The following is a 17,954-nucleotide window of genomic DNA, read 5'->3' on the forward strand; positions in this document are numbered from 1 at the left end:
CTTTCTGCTTGCCTGCCCAACCTGCAAATCCAGATGCGCTGCGTCTTCTAGGTTTGCGACCGTCTTCTGGTCGCTTTTTGACCGACAGCGTCAGAGCAGGGTGCTATGCCTCGACTATGACCGTGATATTACAGCAAGCCATTCCCTATGATCCACTCGCCCAAAACCCGCTGCCTGGCATTAAGCCTGCGGACCCCAGGGCCTGGTTGCATCGCGACGATGCGTTTTCTGCCCAGATGCAACGACGCGCCGCGCTGTTGGCGCAGCAAAAACTGGACGTCTTGGCGCAAAGCCCCGAGGCGTTGGCACCCGCGCAGGAGTTGCTGGAACTGGTCATTCAGCAAGTTTATCCGAATGTCTCCGATCACGTTGTGCGGCCCGACGGTGTGCGGGTTGAGGTTGACCGGGAACGCCCGTTGGAAACGCTATGCCATTTGGTGCAAGAGGATTTCTGCATTCTGCAGAAACACGATGACGAGCATGTTTTGACTGGCGCGATCCTGTGCTTTCCCGCAAGCTGGATGCTGTCGGAAAAGTTCATGCGCCCGTTGATTGGGATCCATGAGCCGGTTGACGCCTACGACGCCAATATTGCCCGCAGAGTTCAACGTTTGTTTGACGGCATTCAACCCAACCGGCCACTCTGGCGGTTCAATGCGCTTTGGTACAATGACGCCGAATTGTTCCAACCGCGCAGTCTCATGCAGCGACGCACACCGCGGGACGAAAATTCGGCCCGATATCTGCGTAGTGAACGTCAGACTCTCTTGCGTTTACCTGAGACAAACGCAGTGGTGTTCGCGATCCACACTTATGTAATGGCCGCTGATCAGGTCCTTAAAATGGAAAACCCCACCTGACGGCGGGGCCTCCAAGGAGGGTCTTGGGTAATTTGATTACATGCCAATCGCGCTGGCGACCTCGGCAAAAGCATTCGTAGCGTTCAGGCCAAAAATCGCTGTGGTAAAAGCCAGAACCTGAGTGTTGAGGCGGAAATCCTCACCCCGGATCAGATTGACTGCTGCCAAGGATATGGCAATCGGTGTCGATATGCTTGCCACAGCACCAGTCATGCCCCAGCTGGTCAGTCGCAGAATATCGCTTGGGCGTTCCGTTTCGTCCTCGGACTGGTGAATGTTGCCGGCGGGCAGGGGAGCGTCAGCCTCGGTCCGGAAGGCGATACTGAGCAGTTGGTCGTCACTTAGCTTGATCGGACGCGGCTTGGCGTGTTTGGTCTGTGTATTTTCCGCATCAGGATCGGGCAGATCGAGCCCCGCAAATGGGCCGCTGACTGCTTCGAATATCTGCTTTCGGTTCCGGGCGTTGCGCGGCGCAATTGAATCAAAGGCACTCATGAATTGTTCGATGGTCAGAACGGTTTTGGGCGACAACCATTCGACACGACGGGTCGTGCAGATGTCGACCATTCGGTACAGGATCACCACAAGCATCAACTCGGATATTTCACTGTCATCGAGCAGCTTTGACACCGGACAAATCGAGATCGTCAGCCGGTTTCCCGGCAGCGTAACCGCAGCACGCGGCATAGTTTTGAGACCAGCGGTTCGATCCATCCGCTCATGGTGGTTGTGATCTACTTGGGTTGGTTCCGAGTCCAATGTCAGACGCACGAGATATTGGCTGCTGACGATACTGGCCTCTGATGCGCTAAGAAGCGTCTTGCGCTCGACCAGATGGCCATAGTCACCCAGCGTCGTCGAGACGACCTCGCACAGACGCTCAAGCGCGCCATCTGCCGACCCGTCAAACTGGAGGCCACCGTGGTAACTATGCTTTGCAGTCACAGCATGTTCCTTTGCTGTCATAATCTTCACAACAAATTAACAGGCGAAATGGCGCAAATTTTGACCAAAATGGAAAAAAGTCGAAATATTCCAAGATTGATTACGCTTTGGAAACCAAGAAAATCGGGGTTTCCTTAAATCTATGTGGCAACAATGTGGCCGAATTCAGGTGCTCTGACGTCAAGCCTATGACCGCCCTAGTTGTCGATTCGCGCCGCCATGATTGCAATGGATTGCTGGTAGACCGAGGCCGCATTCCATTGCTGTATGACCGCAAAATTCGGCTCTCCGGGTTGATAGCCGCGACCGGGCTTCCACCCTTTCTTACGTAGAAAATTCGCGGTCGAGGCGAGCGCGTCGGTCATGTTATAAAAATCGACCCGACCGTCACCGGTGGCGTCCACACCATAGGTCAGGGCGTTGCCGGGCAGGAACTGTGTATGCCCCAGCTCGCCATGTTTTGCCCCTTTTGTCGCCATCGTAAGGGTACCTTGGTCAACCAGTTTTAAGGCGCCGATAGCGTGCGGGATGAAGAATTCGGATCGGCGACAATCATAGGCTAATGTCGTGATTGCGGAAACAACCTGACTATCTCCCATGAAACCTCCAAAGCCGGTTTCCATGCCGTGAATGGCAATTAGCACACCCGCCGGTACGCCATATTGACGCTCGAGCGCGGCGTAAAACTGCGGATTGCGAGCTTTGCGCTTGCGCCCTTGCGCAACGATGGTGTTTGCCCCGCGCACCTGCATGAATTTGTCTAATGAGTATTTAAAGCTCTTCTGATTGCGATCCGCGGCAATCGTACGTGTTGCATATTGCGTTTGTGCGAGCGCTTGCAGACCCTTCTTTTTCACACCCGCCCGTTTGGCGGTTTTGGCAAAGTCGGCTTTCCAGGCCTCAAACCCGCTGCTGGTATTCCCACAAGGGGCGGATAGTGCCACTGAGGGCAGAAGGAACGCGAGTGCAGCGTAAAGGCGAAGACGAGGCATAGAGGAAATCCGAGTGCAAAAAAAACCATGCTCAGCCTAAGCCGAGTTCGACCTACCGCAAAGTGGTTTAATAGAGATCAAGCTCGTCTGTGCCTTTCAGGGATTCGAACCATTCATCCGGGGTTTTGTCGATCTTGGCATGTTTGACCATCATCGCGTTCATATTTGGCAGACTGGATGAGTCCGGCCATTCATCGGGTTGCCACAGGTTTGATCGAATGATGCATTTGGGACAGTGCGCAAAGACGGTTTCGACATGGATCAACAGGGCCAGCGTGGGCACGCGTCCACCAACGGCCATGTTTGAAAGAAGTTCGGGATCTGCGCTAATTCTCGCGGATCCCCGCAGGCGCAGAGTTTCCAATTTTCCGGGGACAAAGAATATCACGCTGACGCGCTGATCTTTCAGCACATTATGAAACGTATCCACGCGCTTGTTCCCAGGCCGGTCCGGGATCGCAATCATCGAGTTCGAGAGCACCTGCACAAACCCCGCAGGATCGCCACGAGGCGAAATATCGAGATGCCCATCGGGATTGGCCGAAGCGATCAGGCAGAACGAGGACATGCCAATGAAGTCTCGACACATCTCATCAAGTGCAGGCAATTCCTTTGCAATGATCTGCGGCAAGGGTTGCCCGCAAATGCGTTCCAGATCTTTTTCCGAGGTTACAAGTCCTGAATACTCAGAAAAGGGTTTGTCGCTTGCGGGCATGTGCTCTCTCCGCCTGATGTTGAGCTTAAATTTTGAAAGATCATCATCGATCCGTCAAATCTCGCGGAGATACAGAAAAAGGGGCGCCCGATGGGCGCCCCCTGAGAATTTTCGTCGAAAATTCTTAATCAGCAGCTGTAGTACATGCCGTACTCAACCGGGTGAGGTGTGTGCTCGTAGGTTTCTACCTCTTCCATCTTCAGCGCGATGTAGCCGTCGATCTGGTCTTTGGTGAACACATCGCCTTGCAGCAGGAAGTCGTGATCAGATGCCAGCGCTTCCAGAGCTTCGCGCAGCGAGCCGCATACGGTCGGGATGTCGGCCAGTTCTTCGGCAGGAAGATCGTACAGGTTCTTGTCCATGGCTTCGCCCGGATCGATCTTGTTCTTGATGCCGTCCAGACCGGCCATCAGCAGCGCGGCGAACGCCAGATAGGGGTTTGCGGCCGGATCGGGGAAGCGGGCCTCGACGCGCTTGGCTTTCGGGCTTTCGGTCCACGGAATACGCACGCAGCCTGAACGGTTGCGGGCCGAATAGGCGCGCAAGACGGGGGCTTCGAAACCTGGGATCAGACGCTTGTAGCTGTTGGTCGCCGGGTTGGTGAAGGCGTTCAGCGTTTTGGCGTGCTTCAGGATGCCGCCGATGAAGTACAGCGCCTCATCAGACAGGTCGGCGTATTTGTCGCCCGCGAACAGCGGCTTGCCGTCTTTCCAGATCGACATGTTCACGTGCATGCCGGTGCCGTTGTCACCTGCGATTGGCTTCGGCATAAAGGTCGCCGATTTGCCATAGGCATGTGCAACGTTGTGGATCACGTACTTGTATTTCTGAAGCTCGTCGGCCTGCTTGGTCAGGCTGTCGAAGATCAGGCCCAGTTCGTGCTGACACGATGCAACCTCATGGTGGTGCTTGTCGACCTTCATGCCCAGACGCTTCATGGTCGACAGCATTTCCGAGCGCAGGTCCTGCGCTTCGTCAACGGGGTTTACGGGGAAGTAACCACCTTTGACGCCCGGACGATGGCCCATGTTGCCCATCTCGTATTCGGTGTCGGTGTTCCACGATGCATCAGTCGCATCAACTTCGTAGGATACCTTGTTGATACTGTTCGAGAAACGAACGTCATCAAAGAGGAAAAATTCGGCCTCAGGACCCATGTAGGCCACATCACCAATACCGGAAGCCTTCAGGTACGCTTCGGCTTTCTGAGCGGTGCCTCGCGGGTCACGTTCATAGGCTTCACCAGTGTCAGGCTCCACAACCGAGCAGTGCAGGCAGATGGTCTTTTCCGCATAGAACGGATCGACATAGGCGCTGTCGGTGTCGGGCATCAGTTTCATGTCGGAAGCTTCAATCGACTTCCAGCCCGCGATGGACGAACCGTCGAACATAAAGCCCTCTTCCAGGAAGTCCTCATCGACCTGATCGGACATGATGGTGACGTGCTGAAGTTTGCCGCGCGGGTCGGTAAAGCGGATGTCGACGTATTCGGCGTCTTCATCACGGATCAGCTGAAGAACTGCGTCCTTGCTCATACTATTTGTTCCTCTGATTTGAAGATTGCTGTGTTACAGGGCTTCCGAACCGGTTTCGCCGGTGCGGATACGAATGGCTTGTTCGATAGGTGAGACAAAGATTTTTCCGTCCCCGATCTTGTCGGTCTTTGCGGCGCCAACGATGGCTTCGATCGCAGCGTCAACCTGATCATCATCCAGGACGACCTCGACCTTTACCTTGGGTAGAAAGTCGACAACATATTCTGCGCCGCGATAAAGTTCGGTGTGACCTTTCTGGCGACCAAAGCCTTTCACCTCGACCACGCTGAGGCCCTGGACTCCCACGTCCTGCAGCGCCTCTTTCACTTCGTCCAGTTTGAACGGCTTGATGATCGCTTCGATCTTTTTCATTCCGGTTCACCTTGTATGGTTGTCTTGATGGCAATGATCACGTCTAAGATCGGGCGGCAATGGAACCGCGAATTTGGTCGCCTTGTGGTGCTGCGAAATCGTGCAACGGGTTAAATTTTGATCGATGTGCACAAAATGTAATCAGAATTGAATCGCGTGAGGGCGCAATATGGCAGAGTTGCTGACAGCGGCACAGATGCGGACGATCGAAAAGTCCGCGATTGAGTCCGGTGACGTGAGCGGGCTGGAGCTGATGGAGCGGGCGGGGCGCGGTGTTCTTCAAGCCGTATTTGAAGAATGGCCAGAGCTGCAGCGGGGGCCAGCCCCCGCACCCCCGAGGTATTTGGGGCCAGATGAAGAGGATCCGCTGCGTGCGGTAATTCTTTGCGGGCCGGGAAATAACGGGGGGGATGGATTTGTTGTTGCACGCTTGCTGCGGGAGCGCGGCTGGGAGGTGGCGGCATTTCTTCTTGGTGATCCGGCGAAGCTGCCACCAGATGCGCGTGTGAATCATGACAGGTGGGGCGAATTGGGGGAGGTTCAACCATTTTCCGAAGTGTTTGCCGCGCATCAAGGGGCTGACCTTTATGTCGATGCGTTTTTCGGGACGGGCTTACAGCGACCGCTTGAGGGTGATGTTCTAAAATGGGCAGAAATGACTGCCTCGGATCCAGCCATCGCCGAAAAGACAGTATCCGTTGATATGCCGTCTGGCCTGTGTTCCGATAGTGGGCGTGAGCTGGCCCCGGGGACCGCGACGGTTCAGGCCAGGCTCACGGTATCGTTTCATACTGCAAAGCTGGGGCATTATCTGGGGCTGGGGCCGGTCAGAAGTGGCCGATTGGTCGTCAAGGACATTGGTTTGGAGGAGGGAGTTCAGGGTGCGGTCAAACTGGTGACCGCCCCGGATGCTGATTTTTCGAAGGCAACTGCCTTACACAAATATGCGCATGGGCATGCCTTGATTATTAGCGGAGGTGCGGGGGCAACCGGCGCAGCAAGGCTGGCGGCACGTGGTGCATTACGCATCGGGGCCGGATTGGTGACGCTGGGTGTTCCACCCTCGGCTCAGATGGAGGTTGCCAGTCACATCACTGCGCTGATGCTGCAGCGGGTCCAGAGCGGCGATGATCTGTTGGAAGTCCTGATGGATGCGCGGTTGAATGCACTATGCCTCGGTCCTGGTTTGGGGCTGGCGCGTGCGCAGGAGCTGGTTCCTGCGGCGCTGGCCTCGGGGCGTCCCGCGTTGCTGGACGCGGATGCTTTGACGGCTTTTGCTGATGCGCCAGAGGTGCTGTTGGACATGCTCCATGACAGATGTGTTCTGACACCGCACGGGGGCGAGTTTGCGCGATTGTTCCCGGAGATCACCGAAAAGCTCTCGGTCAAGCCGGGCAGAGGGCCGGCTTATTCCAAAGTGGATGCCGTGCGTGAGGCGGCCAAGCAGGCTGGCTGTGTGGTACTATACAAGGGCCCTGACACGGTGATTGCTGCACCGGATGGGCAATGTGCGATCAATGCGGCGTTGTATGACCGGGCGGCACCCTGGCTGGCGACCGCAGGATCGGGTGATGTGCTGGCCGGGTTCATAACGGGGCTTTTGGCGCGTGGGTTCAGCCCGCTGCGTGCTGCCGAGGCTGCAGCTTGGTTGCATGTGGAATGCGCCAGGCAATTTGGTCCGGGGCTGATTGCCGAAGATCTGCCAGAACAAGTGCCAGCAGTATTCGCGCGGCTTGATATCACCGGGCCGTAGGCAATTATTGGCCGATCGCGGTTCAAAACGGCAAGGTTTCGCCTTATGATTTACCTATACGCATAACGGGTGTTTGCAAGCTGCAACACGCAGCGCAAGAATTGTCTTGCAGGTTAGCTGGGTGCTGCTTTCGAACTAGGTCAAAATATTGATTATAAAACGCTTTCCCTGAAGGTCCCCGCTTCCGCCTGTGGCAGAAATGCAATGCCGGGCTAATAAGCTTTAGCAATCATTGGAACCGTTAATCCAGGTGCGCATATCGGCAATATCTAAAAAAACTGACCCATCTATGGTGAATGACATGACAGTGAATTTTAAGCTGACTTCGATAGCCGCGGCGCTTGTCGCAACAACGGCAATCCCCGCCGCCGCCGAACTGAAATACGAAAACAACACGGGCGGTTATGTCCTGCTTTATGGTCAGTTGCACCCGGCCTTAATCTCGGTTGACGACGGTGAAGAGACCGAAACGCGCGTTCTGGACAATGACCTGTCAAACAGCCGCGTCGGTTTGGAACTGTTGCAGCCCTTCGGCAACAACGATTTCACCTTCCGTTTTGAAACCGGGCTTGGTCTGCCGAGCTCGAGCGAGTGGAACCAGCTGGGCACAGATTTCAGCGGCTGGACCCGTGAAGATATCCGTCACGTGGATTTCGCACTTGCCGGTGACTGGGGTAAATTCTCGGCCGGTCAGGGCAGCATGGTGGCCGATGGCGCTGCCGAAGTGGATCTGTCTTACGTTGGAACTGCGCTGTATTCCTTTACCAACGATGAAAATGGCGGGTTCTTCTATCGCGGTACTGACGGTTTGCTGAGCGACATCACCGTTGGCGATTCCAGCAGCAACTTTGACGGTGCGCGCCGTGGCCGCGTTCGGTATGACACGCCGGAGTTCAGCGGTTTTAAGGCCGGCATCGCCTATGGTCAGAACATTCTGTCCAGCAGCGATGACGATGACTATTACGATATTGGCCTTCGCTATAACAACACCTTCGGCGGCGGGGTTGAATTTGCAGCGGCGGTTGCATACTCGGTGCGCTCGGCTGACGATGGATCGGGGGACCGCAAGGATACGATCGGGTCGGCCTCGGTTATGCTGCAAAACGGCCTGAGCTTCACCGTAGCCGCCGGGACGCGGGACAATGACGCGGATGGTGCGTCTGACCCGAACTACTTCTACGGCAAGATTGCCTACGAGGATCAGTGGGTATCCTGGGGTAAAACCGGTATCGGGATCGACTATTACTCGGGCTCGGACTTCGTAAATGACGGCTCCAGCACTGATGCTTGGGGCATCGCTGTTGTTCAGCGTATCGACAGCATCAATACAGATGCATATCTCAAATACCGCAATCACGATTTCGAAGATGGCGCTTCGTTCGACAACAACGAGGCGTGGGTGCTGGGGGCCCGCTGGAGGTTCTGATTTCTCAGCTTTCGATGATCGAACGCTCCGGCCTGTGCCGGGGCGTTTTTTCGTCTGTAATAGGGGTAAAACCAGCCTGAAAGGGCCTTTGCCTCTTGCACGCAGGCGGCTGTGCAAATAGAAGGCGTCAAATTTGCCCGGCGCGCCCGTTTTGCGCGCCCCGAATCCTATGGGGACTACCAAAATGCAGGTTACCGAGACGCTGAACGAAGGTCTGAAGCGCGGCTACAACATCGTTGTGACCGCAGCCGAGCTGGACGACAAGGTCAACGAGAAACTGACCGAAGCGCAGCCCGAGGTTGAAATGAAGGGTTTCCGCAAAGGCAAGGTGCCGATGGCTCTGCTGAAAAAGCAGTTCGGCCAGCGCCTGCTTGGCGAAGCGATGCAAGAAACCATCGACGGTGCGATGAACAAGCACTTTGAGGACAGCGGCGAACGTCCTGCTTTGCAGCCCGAGGTCAAGATGACCAACGAGGACTGGAAAGAAGGCGACGACGTAGAAGTTGCGATGTCCTACGAAGCGCTGCCCGAGATTCCAGAAGTTGACCTGAAATCGGTTGAACTGGAGAAGCTGGTTGTCAAAGCGGACGACGCAGCCGTGGAAGAAGCGCTGAACAACCTGGCTGAAACCGCGCAGAACTTCAAAGCGCGTCGCAAAGGTTCGAAAGCCAAAGACGGTGACCAGATCGTGTTCGACTTTGTTGGTAAGGTTGACGGCGAAGAGTTCGAAGGCGGTTCGGCTGAAGATTACCCGCTGGTTCTGGGCTCGAACAGCTTCATCCCCGGCTTTGAAGAGCAGTTGGTTGGTGTGAAGGCCGAGGAAGAAAAAGACGTCAACGTCACCTTCCCCGAAGAATACGGTGCTGAGCATCTGGCCGGCAAAGACGCCGTTTTCACCTGCACTATCAAAGAGGTGAAAGAGCCGGTCGCGGCTGAGGTCGACGACGAGTTGGCCAAGAAATTTGGTGCCGAAGATCTGGCTGGGTTGAAGGCACAGATCGCCGAGCGTCTGGAAGCCGAATATGCTGGTGCGTCCCGTGCAGTAATGAAGCGCGCTTTGTTGGACGTGCTGGACGAGAAAGTCTCGTTCGACCTGCCGCCGTCACTGGTAGAAGCCGAAGCCAAGCAGATCGCGCATCAGCTGTGGCACGAGGAAAATCCTGACGTTGAAGGTCACGATCACGATCCGATCGAACCAACCGACGAGCATAACAAGCTTGCCGAACGCCGCGTGCGTCTGGGCCTGCTGCTTGCCGAACTGGGCCAGAAGGCCGAGGTTGAAGTGACCGACTCGGAAATGACACAGGCGATCATGAACCAGGCGCGTCAGTACCCGGGCCAGGAGCGCCAGTTCTTTGAATTTGTGCAGCAGAACGCCCAAATGCAGCAGCAGCTGCGTGCGCCTATCTTTGAAGACAAGGTTGTCGACTACGTCTTCGAACTGGCTCAGGTTGCGGACAAAGAAGTCAGCAAGGACGATCTGCAAAAAGCCGTTGAGGCACTGGAAGAGGAATAATCCTCTTCCTTCCCCCTTTAGGGGTCAAAAAAAAGCGGAGCCGTCTCGAATTAGACGGCTCCGCATGGGTGGCTTTGTACTATGAGGTGAGGGGGTCAGGCCTCATGAGCAAAAGCACGGGGGGTCTGTAACAGAGCGGTCTTCTGCTCTGGGGTGAATGTGTCGGACAGCGCTTCGATCAGTTTCAGCACTGCCTGCCTTTCTTCTTCCGTCTTGGCCGCACTCATCTGTTCGACAAAGTACTTCTCAAGATCGGTGAGCGGCTTGTGGTCGCGATTTGCCGGGCTGAGTTTGGCGGCCTTTTTAGCCTCGAAGAACTCCAACGCCTTTTCTTCTTCGATAAAGACATCGTGGTGAATGTCTGCGAATTCGCGAAGACCCGAAATCCTCTCTTCTGTGCAATCCAGCAACGCCGCCATGGCCGGTACCTTGCCCATCGGAACGGTTTCGCCCACATAGTCGTAAGGCGCACAGTTCGAGCGTTTGAGAACGCGGTTCATAACCGGGTCAATCACGGTGATGATGTCCTGGATACCCGCGCTGCGGCAGTATTCCAGAGATCCGATCATCAGCTCACAGGTCGCGTAAGAAACCGAGTTCTTCTCTTTTCCTCGGGTCAGTCGCTGCGTGTCGACGCAGAAGCGGGTGGATTCCCACATGGTCGCGCTGCGCATTGGCGCTTCGCCGCACAAGATGTCCGAGAAGACATCTGAAAGCATGTGCGGGCCGGTGGTCTGGAGTGCACGTACTGCGGCTACGACGTTCCCCTCATCGTCGAGACCAATTACGTATGCAGGATCCAGGTGATCGAACTGATCGATTTCTTTGCCGTCTTCGATGTGGACGTCCCATCCAAGTCGTCCACCAAAAACCCGAGCGCGCAGTTCGAACATATCGTCAAGAACTTCGGTGAACAGATGTCTGTTCAGCCCATCAACTACCAAAATCATGTTAACCCCCTTCGAGTGATCTGTCTGTGGATAAGACGTTACCCGGTTTCCACAGCGAATCTATTGGGGGTTTCCCGTAATATTGGCTTTTTTTAGCCCAATTTCGGCAAAATTTGGCTTTATCCTGGGTAGATTAAGCCGATTCCGATGGCCCGACCGACAGCCTGCGGAGTCGTCAGTGCATTAAGCTTTTCGCGAGAAGAGCGCAAGTGCACCTCAACCGTGCGGTGCGAAATCGACAGGATATCGCCGATATCTTGTTGCGATTTACCCGCTGCGGCCCATTGCAAAATCTCCAATTCTCGGCTGGAGAGGGTCGGGTGGTACAGCATCCGGCTGATCGTATCCGATGTCATGACATTGTCATGGATGTGTACGGCCAATGATTGCAGGTCACTTATCACGTTGGGCACCAGTTTCTTCCACTCATCCCGGCTGCACTCGCGCACTGCGCTAAGCAAGCCGATATCTCCGTACGGCCCGCGAACCGGAATCGTAATGCCTTGATCTGGAATGCCAAAATCATGTGCATCGCGAAAAACGCGCTGGAAATCTTTACCGCGTTCCAGACGGCTCCAGTCGACCGGAGCGATACTGCGCTGGCTCATGTGCAGCGTCGGATCGATCAGGTGCAGGCCTTGCTCTTGATAGTGGGTTTTCCAGTCGTCCCCATAAGTCACATGGCCGTGAATCGTACCTGCAGCAGGATTCATACCCGCATAGGCTGCGTGGTCCATTTCATATTTGTCACAGACCTGACGCAGGAACTCGTCATACCGAGTATCCTGTTCGGGAAGAGTGCTGAGATCAACAATATCCATACGGTAACGACCAGTTAGACCCGAGTGAGCGGGCGGATCCCCTTGGCCAGGAAAATGATACTGTCTTCCCTGACGTCAAGCAGGACACCACATTTCGCTTGTCAAGACAAGAAGATGTGGGAAATGTCTGCCTTTTATAGGTAAATGTGCCTTTCGGGCACACAATTACGCACCTTTAAAAGATTTAACGTCAGAGTTGTGCAGTAGGTCATGGGATTCGCCGTGGCATTTCGAAGGTTATGTATGTGCATTACAATCGAAATGCGAATTAAACATGCCTATTCTGTGGCAGAAACCAGACCCGTCTCGACGAGCATGCCTCTGGCCTTTGCTTCGGGCCAATATCCTTTGGCATAAAGAAAGATGGCACGTTGTTGATCTCCATCAGACAAAAGCCAGGCGCCTCGCAGGTATTTTCCGGCGAACTCCAGATTGGTATCGGCGTCCAGCAGGCCTTCGGCATTTCCAGTATAACCCATTGATCGCGCAGTGGCCGGGAGGATTTGCAGAAGCCCATAATAGGGCCGGTTCACCGCCCACGGCCGATGTGTACTTTCACGGATGGCCAGCTTGTGCACCAACTCCCGCGGGAGCTCGTAGTGGTCAGCCCATTTATTGATCGAAACGCGAAGCTCGGGTGTTTCATTGGGGTAGAGGGGGGGATCGAACGTATCGCCGGAACCCGAGCTGCCAGGACTGCCACAAGCTGCAAGCGGTGCCATAAGCAACAAGGTTAAGACGCGGCGACGAAGGAGGGGGGTCATCAAAATACTCCTGATTGCGAATGGCGATGATATGAAACCCTCGCCGGTCTGCAAGGCCAGGCGAACAATCGGGCCGAATTTTGCTTGCGAAGTGACAAAAAGAAAAAGGGCCGCGTAAAAGCGCGGCCCTTTGATATTGGATATGCAGCCAGATCAGGCTTTTGCTTCGTCTTCTTCGACCGGAGCTTCTTCGGCAACCAGATCTTCGTCTTCCGAAGCGGCAGAGCCTATGTCGTCGAAAAGTTCGGCGATTTCGAATTCGGCAGCGGCTTCTTCTTCAGCAGCCAGTTCCTGGATCGATTTGCCCGATGCCTGCAGTTCGGCTTCTTCTTCCGAACGTGCGACGTTCATCTTGATCTCGACTTCTACCTCGGGGTGCAGGTTGACTGCGACCGAGTGCAGACCCAGTTCCTTAATCGGAGCGATCAGGGCAATCTGTTTCTTGTCGACGGTGAAGCCAGCTTCGGTTGCGGCGTCTGCGGCATCACGCGGGGTGACCGAACCGTACAGTGCGCCGGCATCCGATGCCGAACGAATCACGATGAACTGCTGACCGTCCAGCTTTTCAGCCAGCGCTTCAGCTTCTTTCTTGGTTTCCAGGTTGCGTGCCTCAAGCTGCGCTTTCTGGGCTTCGAACGACGCGATGTTGGCGTTCGATGCGCTCAGCGCTTTGCCTTGGGGCAGCAGGAAGTTGCGGGCGTAGCCGGGCTTGACGTCAACGACGTCGCCCATCTGACCCAGTTTCGCAACGCGTTCCAGAAGGATAACTTGCATGTCAGTCTCTCCTTACTTCACGGCGTAGGGCAGCAGGGCGAGGAAGCGGGCGCGCTTGATAGCACGGGCCAGTTCACGCTGCTTTTTCGCCGAAACGGCGGTGATGCGCGAAGGTACGATCTTGCCACGCTCAGAGATGTAGCGCTGCAGCAGACGAGTGTCTTTGTAGTCGATTTTCGGCGCGTTCTCACCCGAGAACGGGCAGACCTTGCGGCGGCGGAAAAATGGTTTTGCGGCCATGGTTTATGTCCTTTCGTCAGGCGTTGATCAGCGGCGCTCGCGGCGGCCTTCGCGCTCATCGCGCTTCTGCATCTGAACCGAGGGGCCCTCGGCATGCTCGTCGACCTTGATGGTCAGAACGCGCATCACGTCATCATGCAGGCGCATCAGGCGTTCCATTTCCTGAACCGCACCCGAAGGGGCATCGGTTTTCAGGAAGGCATAGTGGCCTTTGCGGTTCTTGTTGATCTTGTAAGCCATCGTCTTGACGCCCCAGTACTCGCTTTCGACGACGTTGCCGCCGTTGTCAGCCAGAACTGTGCCGAAATGTTCGACAAGGCTTTCTGCCTGCGCGTTGGACAAATCCTGACGCGCGATCATTACATGCTCATACAGTGGCATGTGCACTCCTGTTTATATCAAGGCGCATTTCAAAGGCGGGGCCATATGGTCCTTCGCGACCCTGCCACGAGAGGCTGCGCGATTCATAACTCCTGCGAAGGATGGCTCCGTATACACGTTTGAGCGGGCGGGGCAAGCCCTGCCACATATGCCTTTGTGAAGTCGCCCTATTTCCACTGGTGCGCCCAATTCCTGACGCTTTTCGCCCCGAGGTTGTTCATGAAGCCGGGAGAACCCGGTAGATTGGAAAACATAGACAGGGCAAGACAATGGCCGTCATGAACACAAACACTTTTGAACAATCGACGCCTGCTGCGGTATTTGATAAATCCGTCCCCGTTCTGATTACGTTTGCGCCGAATTGGCGGGCTCGGATGTTTCTTTTGCGTGCCGTTGGTGTCTTTCTGATCGTGTCGGCCTTTTCGATGTGGTTGATGCCGGGTTCGGTTATGGGGGCCGAGGTTTGGCCTATCAAGTTGGTCGCTTCACTGATGTTCCTGATTGTTGGCGTCAGCCTGCTGACCATCGAGGTGATGGATGCGCGCCCAGACGCCTATTTTGACCCAATCCGCCGCGAGGTTCGCATTCTTCAGAAAAACGAAAACGGTCGGCCGCAAACGGTATTGCGCCGCAGCTACGACTCGCTGGGTGGCGCGCGTTTCGCTGACGACCAGGTCGAACTGTACGATGTAGACGGAAGCCTGCTGATGAAGCTGCCACTGGAATCGGCGGATGTTGGCTCAGCGCTCAAAGGTCAACTCAGCCAAAACGTAACAATTTTCGCCTGATTTTTATTCTGTTCAAAAAGGAACAGAAGTTGTGAATCAAAAAAACTTGTGTGCCGCCCTTGGGCGGCACATTTTCGTAGGTGAGCAACCCACCCGGTTTGCAACAACACCATTGCGGAGATTGTTATGAAATCCACCCTTATTGCTGCTGCTTTGGCCGTATCGGCGACCACAGCATTCGCCAGTGCTGAAAAATACGTTTTGGACTCCAGCCATAGCCAGGTCATCTTCAGTTGGAACCATCTTGGCTTTTCGACCACCACGGGCATGTTTTCGGGCTTTGAGGGCGAAATCATGTTTGATCAGGAAGACCCGGCAGCATCGAGCGTGACTGTTTCGATGCCGGTCGTTGAGATGATCACCGGTTGGAAACCGCGCGAAGATCACTTCATGACCGAAGATTTCTTTGGCGCAGCCGAAGGTGATCTGGTGACCTTCACTTCAACTGGTATCGAGGTCACTGGCGAGAACACAGCCAACATCACCGGTGATCTGACCATGAATGGTGTCACCAAATCCGTGGTTCTGGATGCCAAGCTGAACCAAGTGGGTGAACACCCGATGGCGGGCAAGCCATGGGCCGGATTTGACGCCACCACAACGCTGGTGCGCAGCGATTTTGATTTGGGCCAATTCGCTCCATTCGTGGGTGACGAGGTCGAGGTCAAGATTTCGATCGAGGCACAGAAGGCCGACTAATCCCTTCATGATCCCAAAAAGAAACCGTCGGGGTTATGCGCCCCGGCGGTTTTCTATTTGTTGTCGCGTTCTGCCGTCAATTCGACTGCCACGATAACCGTGAACCCCAACGAATCTTCGGTGGGTTGCGATGTTCCAACGTCGAAATCCATTCGGTTGAGTTCCAGATTCCCCGACATCGTCGCTGTATCGTCGGCCAGTTCCAGCGTAAATGGCAGGACGACATCGATAGATTTGTCCCGGATTGTCAGAGGTCCTCGCGCCTCATAACCCGCATCCGTTTTGAACAGGTCGGCCTTAAATTGAGCCGCAGGAAACTGCGCACTGTCAAAGAAATCCGCACCCATCGCTTGGTCGGTGACTGTGCCGAGGCTGAGTGAACCAATGGCAATCGTTACATCGACGGAACCGGCCAATCCCGGCTCGGCGGGATCCTCAAACGCTATCGCTGCAGTCCAGTCAGCAAACTCGCCGCTTACGGGACTGCCCAATTGCGAGATAGTAATCGACAGGGATCCGTCTTCGACCTCCCATTCCGATTGAACTTGCGCAAGTTCGGCCGTGTCTTCGGTTGCTTTGGACTGGTCGTCAAAGACACCGGTGGACCAACCTCCGACCAGCACCGCGCCCCAGATTGCCAAGGCGGCGAAGGCGGGAACAATGGAATGGTGCTGTGCCGGGGGTTCCGGCGCGTCCGATTGGCCGGGCAGCATACGGCGCAGGGTACTGTCTTTGTCCACGACATGGTGTTTCAGCGCGCCCGCTATGTGCAGCACGAGCGCCACACCCAGGGCCCAGACGAAAAGCCAATGCAGGCTGGCGCTGATGTCTGCAAGGAAAGCTGACTTCGGAATAAGCGGCAGGTTCTGACCAAGGGGCCATAGGATCGGCGCGAAGCCGTCGGTGGCGGCGTGGTGGATCCAGCCGCTGAGCGGAGCCAGTACAAGCGAGCCGTACAGCAGCCAGTGCACAGTTTCGGCGGCGAAGGCCTCGGGTTTGTTTTCAGCGTTCAGCAAGCCCGGCTTCGTCTGGGTAACAGCCCAAAGGATTCGGGCCAGTGCGACGAAGAACACGGTAACACCAATGGTTTTGTGCAGTGAAAACAGCTGGGCGGCGCGGGCGATGTCATCCTCGGTCGTGGGAATGCTCGGATCGTAAATCGCATGGGCCAATTGGTTCGCGAACCAGCCTAGCGGCAGAGCCGTCAGGATCAGTAGCGCGGTCAGCCAGTGAAATGCTTTGGTTACACCACCATAGCTGGACCGGGTGTTGGTAAGGGGCATCGATTGGCTCTCCGAGTTTCTGAATTGAGGGTAAGTTAAATGGATGCCGTGTGGACACAAGACAGAGAAATGCACAGTAAAGGTGTCCTGATGCAGAACGCAGGCAATGCTTGTGCCGCGCCGATTGTCAGTTTAAACCCCGCCGAAATCTGACGTCACGCAAGAGGCACCAATGACACGCGCGTTTGTTTTCCCCGGGCAGGGCGCCCAGACCATCGGAATGGGCAAGGCCTTGGCTGAGGCATATCCAGCCGCCCGCGCCGTTTTCGATGAGGTCGATGAGGCCTTGGGCGAAAAACTGAGCGATCTGATCTGGGAAGGCGATATCGCAGAGCTGACCCTGACTCAGAATGCACAGCCCGCGCTGATGGCAACCTCGATGGCCGCAATGCGCGCACTTGAGGCCGAAGGCGTTTCGATTTCAATGGCATCTTATGTGGCGGGTCACTCGCTGGGTGAATACTCGGCGCTGGCTGCGGCCGGAGCTTTGACGGTTGCCGATACTGCCCGCCTGCTGCGGACGCGCGGGCAGGCGATGCAAAGTGCAGTGCCGGTGGGCGAGGGCGCAATGGCCGCCATTCTGGGGCTCGATCTTGAAGCGGTGCGCGCCGTTGCGGAAGAGGCCGCGCAAGATGAGGTCTGTCAGGCTGCCAATGACAATGACCCAACCCAGGTAGTCGTTTCTGGTTCAAAAGCCGCTGTTGAGCGCGCAGCCGAGATCGCCAAGGAAAAAGGTGCCAAGCGTGCAATTATGTTGCCGGTAAGTGCTCCATTTCACTGTGCGCTGATGCAGCCTGCGGCAGATGTAATGGCAGAGGCTTTGGCCTCGGTTGAAATCAAAGCGCCTGCCGTGCCTTTGGTTGCGAATGTTCGCGCCGAAGCTGTGGCTGATCCAGATATGATCCGTCAGTTGCTGGTGGAACAGGTCACCGGCTCGGTTCGGTGGCGTGAGAGCGTACAGTACATGGTCGCGCAGGGTGTGACCGAAGCGTGGGAGATCGGCGCGGGCAAAGCTCTGTCGGGAATGATCCGCAAGATCGATCGAGCATTGGCGTGCACAGCGGTCGGGACGCCTGAAGATGTACAAAAAGCCGTTAACCCCGGCGCATGAACAAGGGACAGCCGCCGGTTTCGGCGGCC

Annotated in this window: 19 protein-coding genes; 7 read left to right on the top strand and 12 right to left on the bottom strand. The window is 55.7% G+C overall.

The window, feature by feature from the left end; all coding sequences use genetic code 11:
* Positions 1-116 precede the first annotated feature (116 nt).
* Positions 117-860 (top strand): heme-dependent oxidative N-demethylase family protein, encoded by a 744-nt coding sequence (locus tag ACR0DK_RS09340; RefSeq protein WP_223117883.1) that lies wholly within the window; start codon positions 117-119, stop codon positions 858-860.
* A gap of 36 nt (positions 861-896) precedes the next feature.
* On the opposite strand, the gene ACR0DK_RS09345 is transcribed toward ACR0DK_RS09340, so the two are convergent.
* The 5 genes from ACR0DK_RS09345 to ACR0DK_RS09365 all read right to left on the bottom strand — a co-directional run bounded on the left by ACR0DK_RS09345 (position 897) and on the right by ACR0DK_RS09365 (position 5,419).
* Positions 897-1,826, bottom strand: coding sequence for a hypothetical protein (locus ACR0DK_RS09345; RefSeq protein WP_480444140.1), 930 nt, complete (start codon positions 1,824-1,826; stop codon positions 897-899).
* Positions 1,827-2,002: 176 nt separating this feature from the next.
* Entirely contained in the window at positions 2,003-2,797 is a 795-nt protein-coding gene (locus ACR0DK_RS09350; RefSeq protein ID WP_170396432.1) for a lytic murein transglycosylase, read from the bottom strand.
* Positions 2,798-2,864: 67 nt separating this feature from the next.
* Positions 2,865-3,512, bottom strand: a complete 648-nt coding sequence (locus ACR0DK_RS09355) for an MSMEG_1061 family FMN-dependent PPOX-type flavoprotein (RefSeq protein ID WP_480735870.1) — start codon at positions 3,510-3,512, stop codon at positions 2,865-2,867.
* A 128-nt stretch (positions 3,513-3,640) separates the two neighbouring features.
* Positions 3,641-5,047, bottom strand: a complete 1,407-nt coding sequence (gene glnA, locus ACR0DK_RS09360; RefSeq protein ID WP_170396436.1) for a type I glutamate--ammonia ligase — start codon at positions 5,045-5,047, stop codon at positions 3,641-3,643.
* A 33-nt stretch (positions 5,048-5,080) separates the two neighbouring features.
* Complete coding sequence (locus tag ACR0DK_RS09365) at positions 5,081-5,419, bottom strand: P-II family nitrogen regulator (protein WP_170422248.1); 339 nt, start codon at positions 5,417-5,419, stop codon at positions 5,081-5,083.
* Positions 5,420-5,588: 169 nt separating this feature from the next.
* Between ACR0DK_RS09365 and ACR0DK_RS09370 the strand changes: the two genes are divergently transcribed.
* From ACR0DK_RS09370 to tig, 3 genes are all read left to right on the top strand, one after another.
* Positions 5,589-7,172: an NAD(P)H-hydrate dehydratase gene (locus ACR0DK_RS09370; RefSeq protein WP_480735872.1), complete on the top strand. Its 1,584-nt coding sequence runs from the start codon at positions 5,589-5,591 to the stop codon at positions 7,170-7,172.
* 301 nt (positions 7,173-7,473) lie between these two features.
* Positions 7,474-8,598 (top strand): porin, encoded by a 1,125-nt coding sequence (locus ACR0DK_RS09375; RefSeq protein ID WP_170422244.1) that lies wholly within the window; start codon positions 7,474-7,476, stop codon positions 8,596-8,598.
* 184 nt (positions 8,599-8,782) lie between these two features.
* On the top strand, positions 8,783-10,114 hold the full coding sequence (tig, locus tag ACR0DK_RS09380) for a trigger factor (protein ID WP_170396960.1): 1,332 nt from the start codon (positions 8,783-8,785) through the stop codon (positions 10,112-10,114).
* A gap of 95 nt (positions 10,115-10,209) precedes the next feature.
* Here tig and ACR0DK_RS09385 read toward each other — a convergent pair whose 3' ends face one another.
* The 6 genes from ACR0DK_RS09385 to rpsF all read right to left on the bottom strand — a co-directional run bounded on the left by ACR0DK_RS09385 (position 10,210) and on the right by rpsF (position 14,044).
* A complete protein-coding gene (locus ACR0DK_RS09385; RefSeq protein ID WP_170396444.1) occupies positions 10,210-11,064 on the bottom strand; it encodes an acyl-homoserine-lactone synthase in 855 nt (284 codons plus the stop codon).
* Positions 11,065-11,183: 119 nt separating this feature from the next.
* The gene (locus ACR0DK_RS09390; protein WP_170396446.1) at positions 11,184-11,885 is read right to left on the bottom strand and encodes an autoinducer binding domain-containing protein; all 702 of its coding nucleotides are present in this window, start codon (positions 11,883-11,885) and stop codon (positions 11,184-11,186) included.
* A gap of 278 nt (positions 11,886-12,163) precedes the next feature.
* A complete protein-coding gene (locus ACR0DK_RS09395) occupies positions 12,164-12,649 on the bottom strand; it encodes a transglycosylase SLT domain-containing protein (RefSeq protein ID WP_480735875.1) in 486 nt (161 codons plus the stop codon).
* A 153-nt stretch (positions 12,650-12,802) separates the two neighbouring features.
* Complete coding sequence (rplI, locus tag ACR0DK_RS09400; protein ID WP_170396450.1) at positions 12,803-13,423, bottom strand: 50S ribosomal protein L9; 621 nt, start codon at positions 13,421-13,423, stop codon at positions 12,803-12,805.
* 12 nt (positions 13,424-13,435) lie between these two features.
* Positions 13,436-13,663: a 30S ribosomal protein S18 gene (rpsR, locus tag ACR0DK_RS09405; RefSeq protein ID WP_005608650.1), complete on the bottom strand. Its 228-nt coding sequence runs from the start codon at positions 13,661-13,663 to the stop codon at positions 13,436-13,438.
* A 27-nt stretch (positions 13,664-13,690) separates the two neighbouring features.
* Positions 13,691-14,044 (bottom strand): 30S ribosomal protein S6, encoded by a 354-nt coding sequence (rpsF, locus tag ACR0DK_RS09410; protein ID WP_068332653.1) that lies wholly within the window; start codon positions 14,042-14,044, stop codon positions 13,691-13,693.
* Positions 14,045-14,322: 278 nt separating this feature from the next.
* On the opposite strand from rpsF, the gene ACR0DK_RS09415 reads away from it, so the two are divergent.
* Both ACR0DK_RS09415 and ACR0DK_RS09420 read left to right on the top strand, forming a co-directional pair.
* A complete protein-coding gene (locus ACR0DK_RS09415) occupies positions 14,323-14,832 on the top strand; it encodes a hypothetical protein (protein WP_480459283.1) in 510 nt (169 codons plus the stop codon).
* A 126-nt stretch (positions 14,833-14,958) separates the two neighbouring features.
* Positions 14,959-15,531 (top strand): YceI family protein, encoded by a 573-nt coding sequence (locus tag ACR0DK_RS09420; RefSeq protein ID WP_170422240.1) that lies wholly within the window; start codon positions 14,959-14,961, stop codon positions 15,529-15,531.
* 53 nt (positions 15,532-15,584) lie between these two features.
* On the opposite strand, the gene ACR0DK_RS09425 is transcribed toward ACR0DK_RS09420, so the two are convergent.
* A complete protein-coding gene (locus ACR0DK_RS09425; protein WP_480735878.1) occupies positions 15,585-16,814 on the bottom strand; it encodes a cytochrome b/b6 domain-containing protein in 1,230 nt (409 codons plus the stop codon).
* A 172-nt stretch (positions 16,815-16,986) separates the two neighbouring features.
* Between ACR0DK_RS09425 and fabD the strand changes: the two genes are divergently transcribed.
* A complete protein-coding gene (fabD, locus tag ACR0DK_RS09430) occupies positions 16,987-17,925 on the top strand; it encodes an ACP S-malonyltransferase (protein ID WP_223117887.1) in 939 nt (312 codons plus the stop codon).
* Positions 17,926-17,954 lie beyond the last annotated feature (29 nt).

This window comes from Ruegeria sp. CE6, assembly GCF_056537485.1.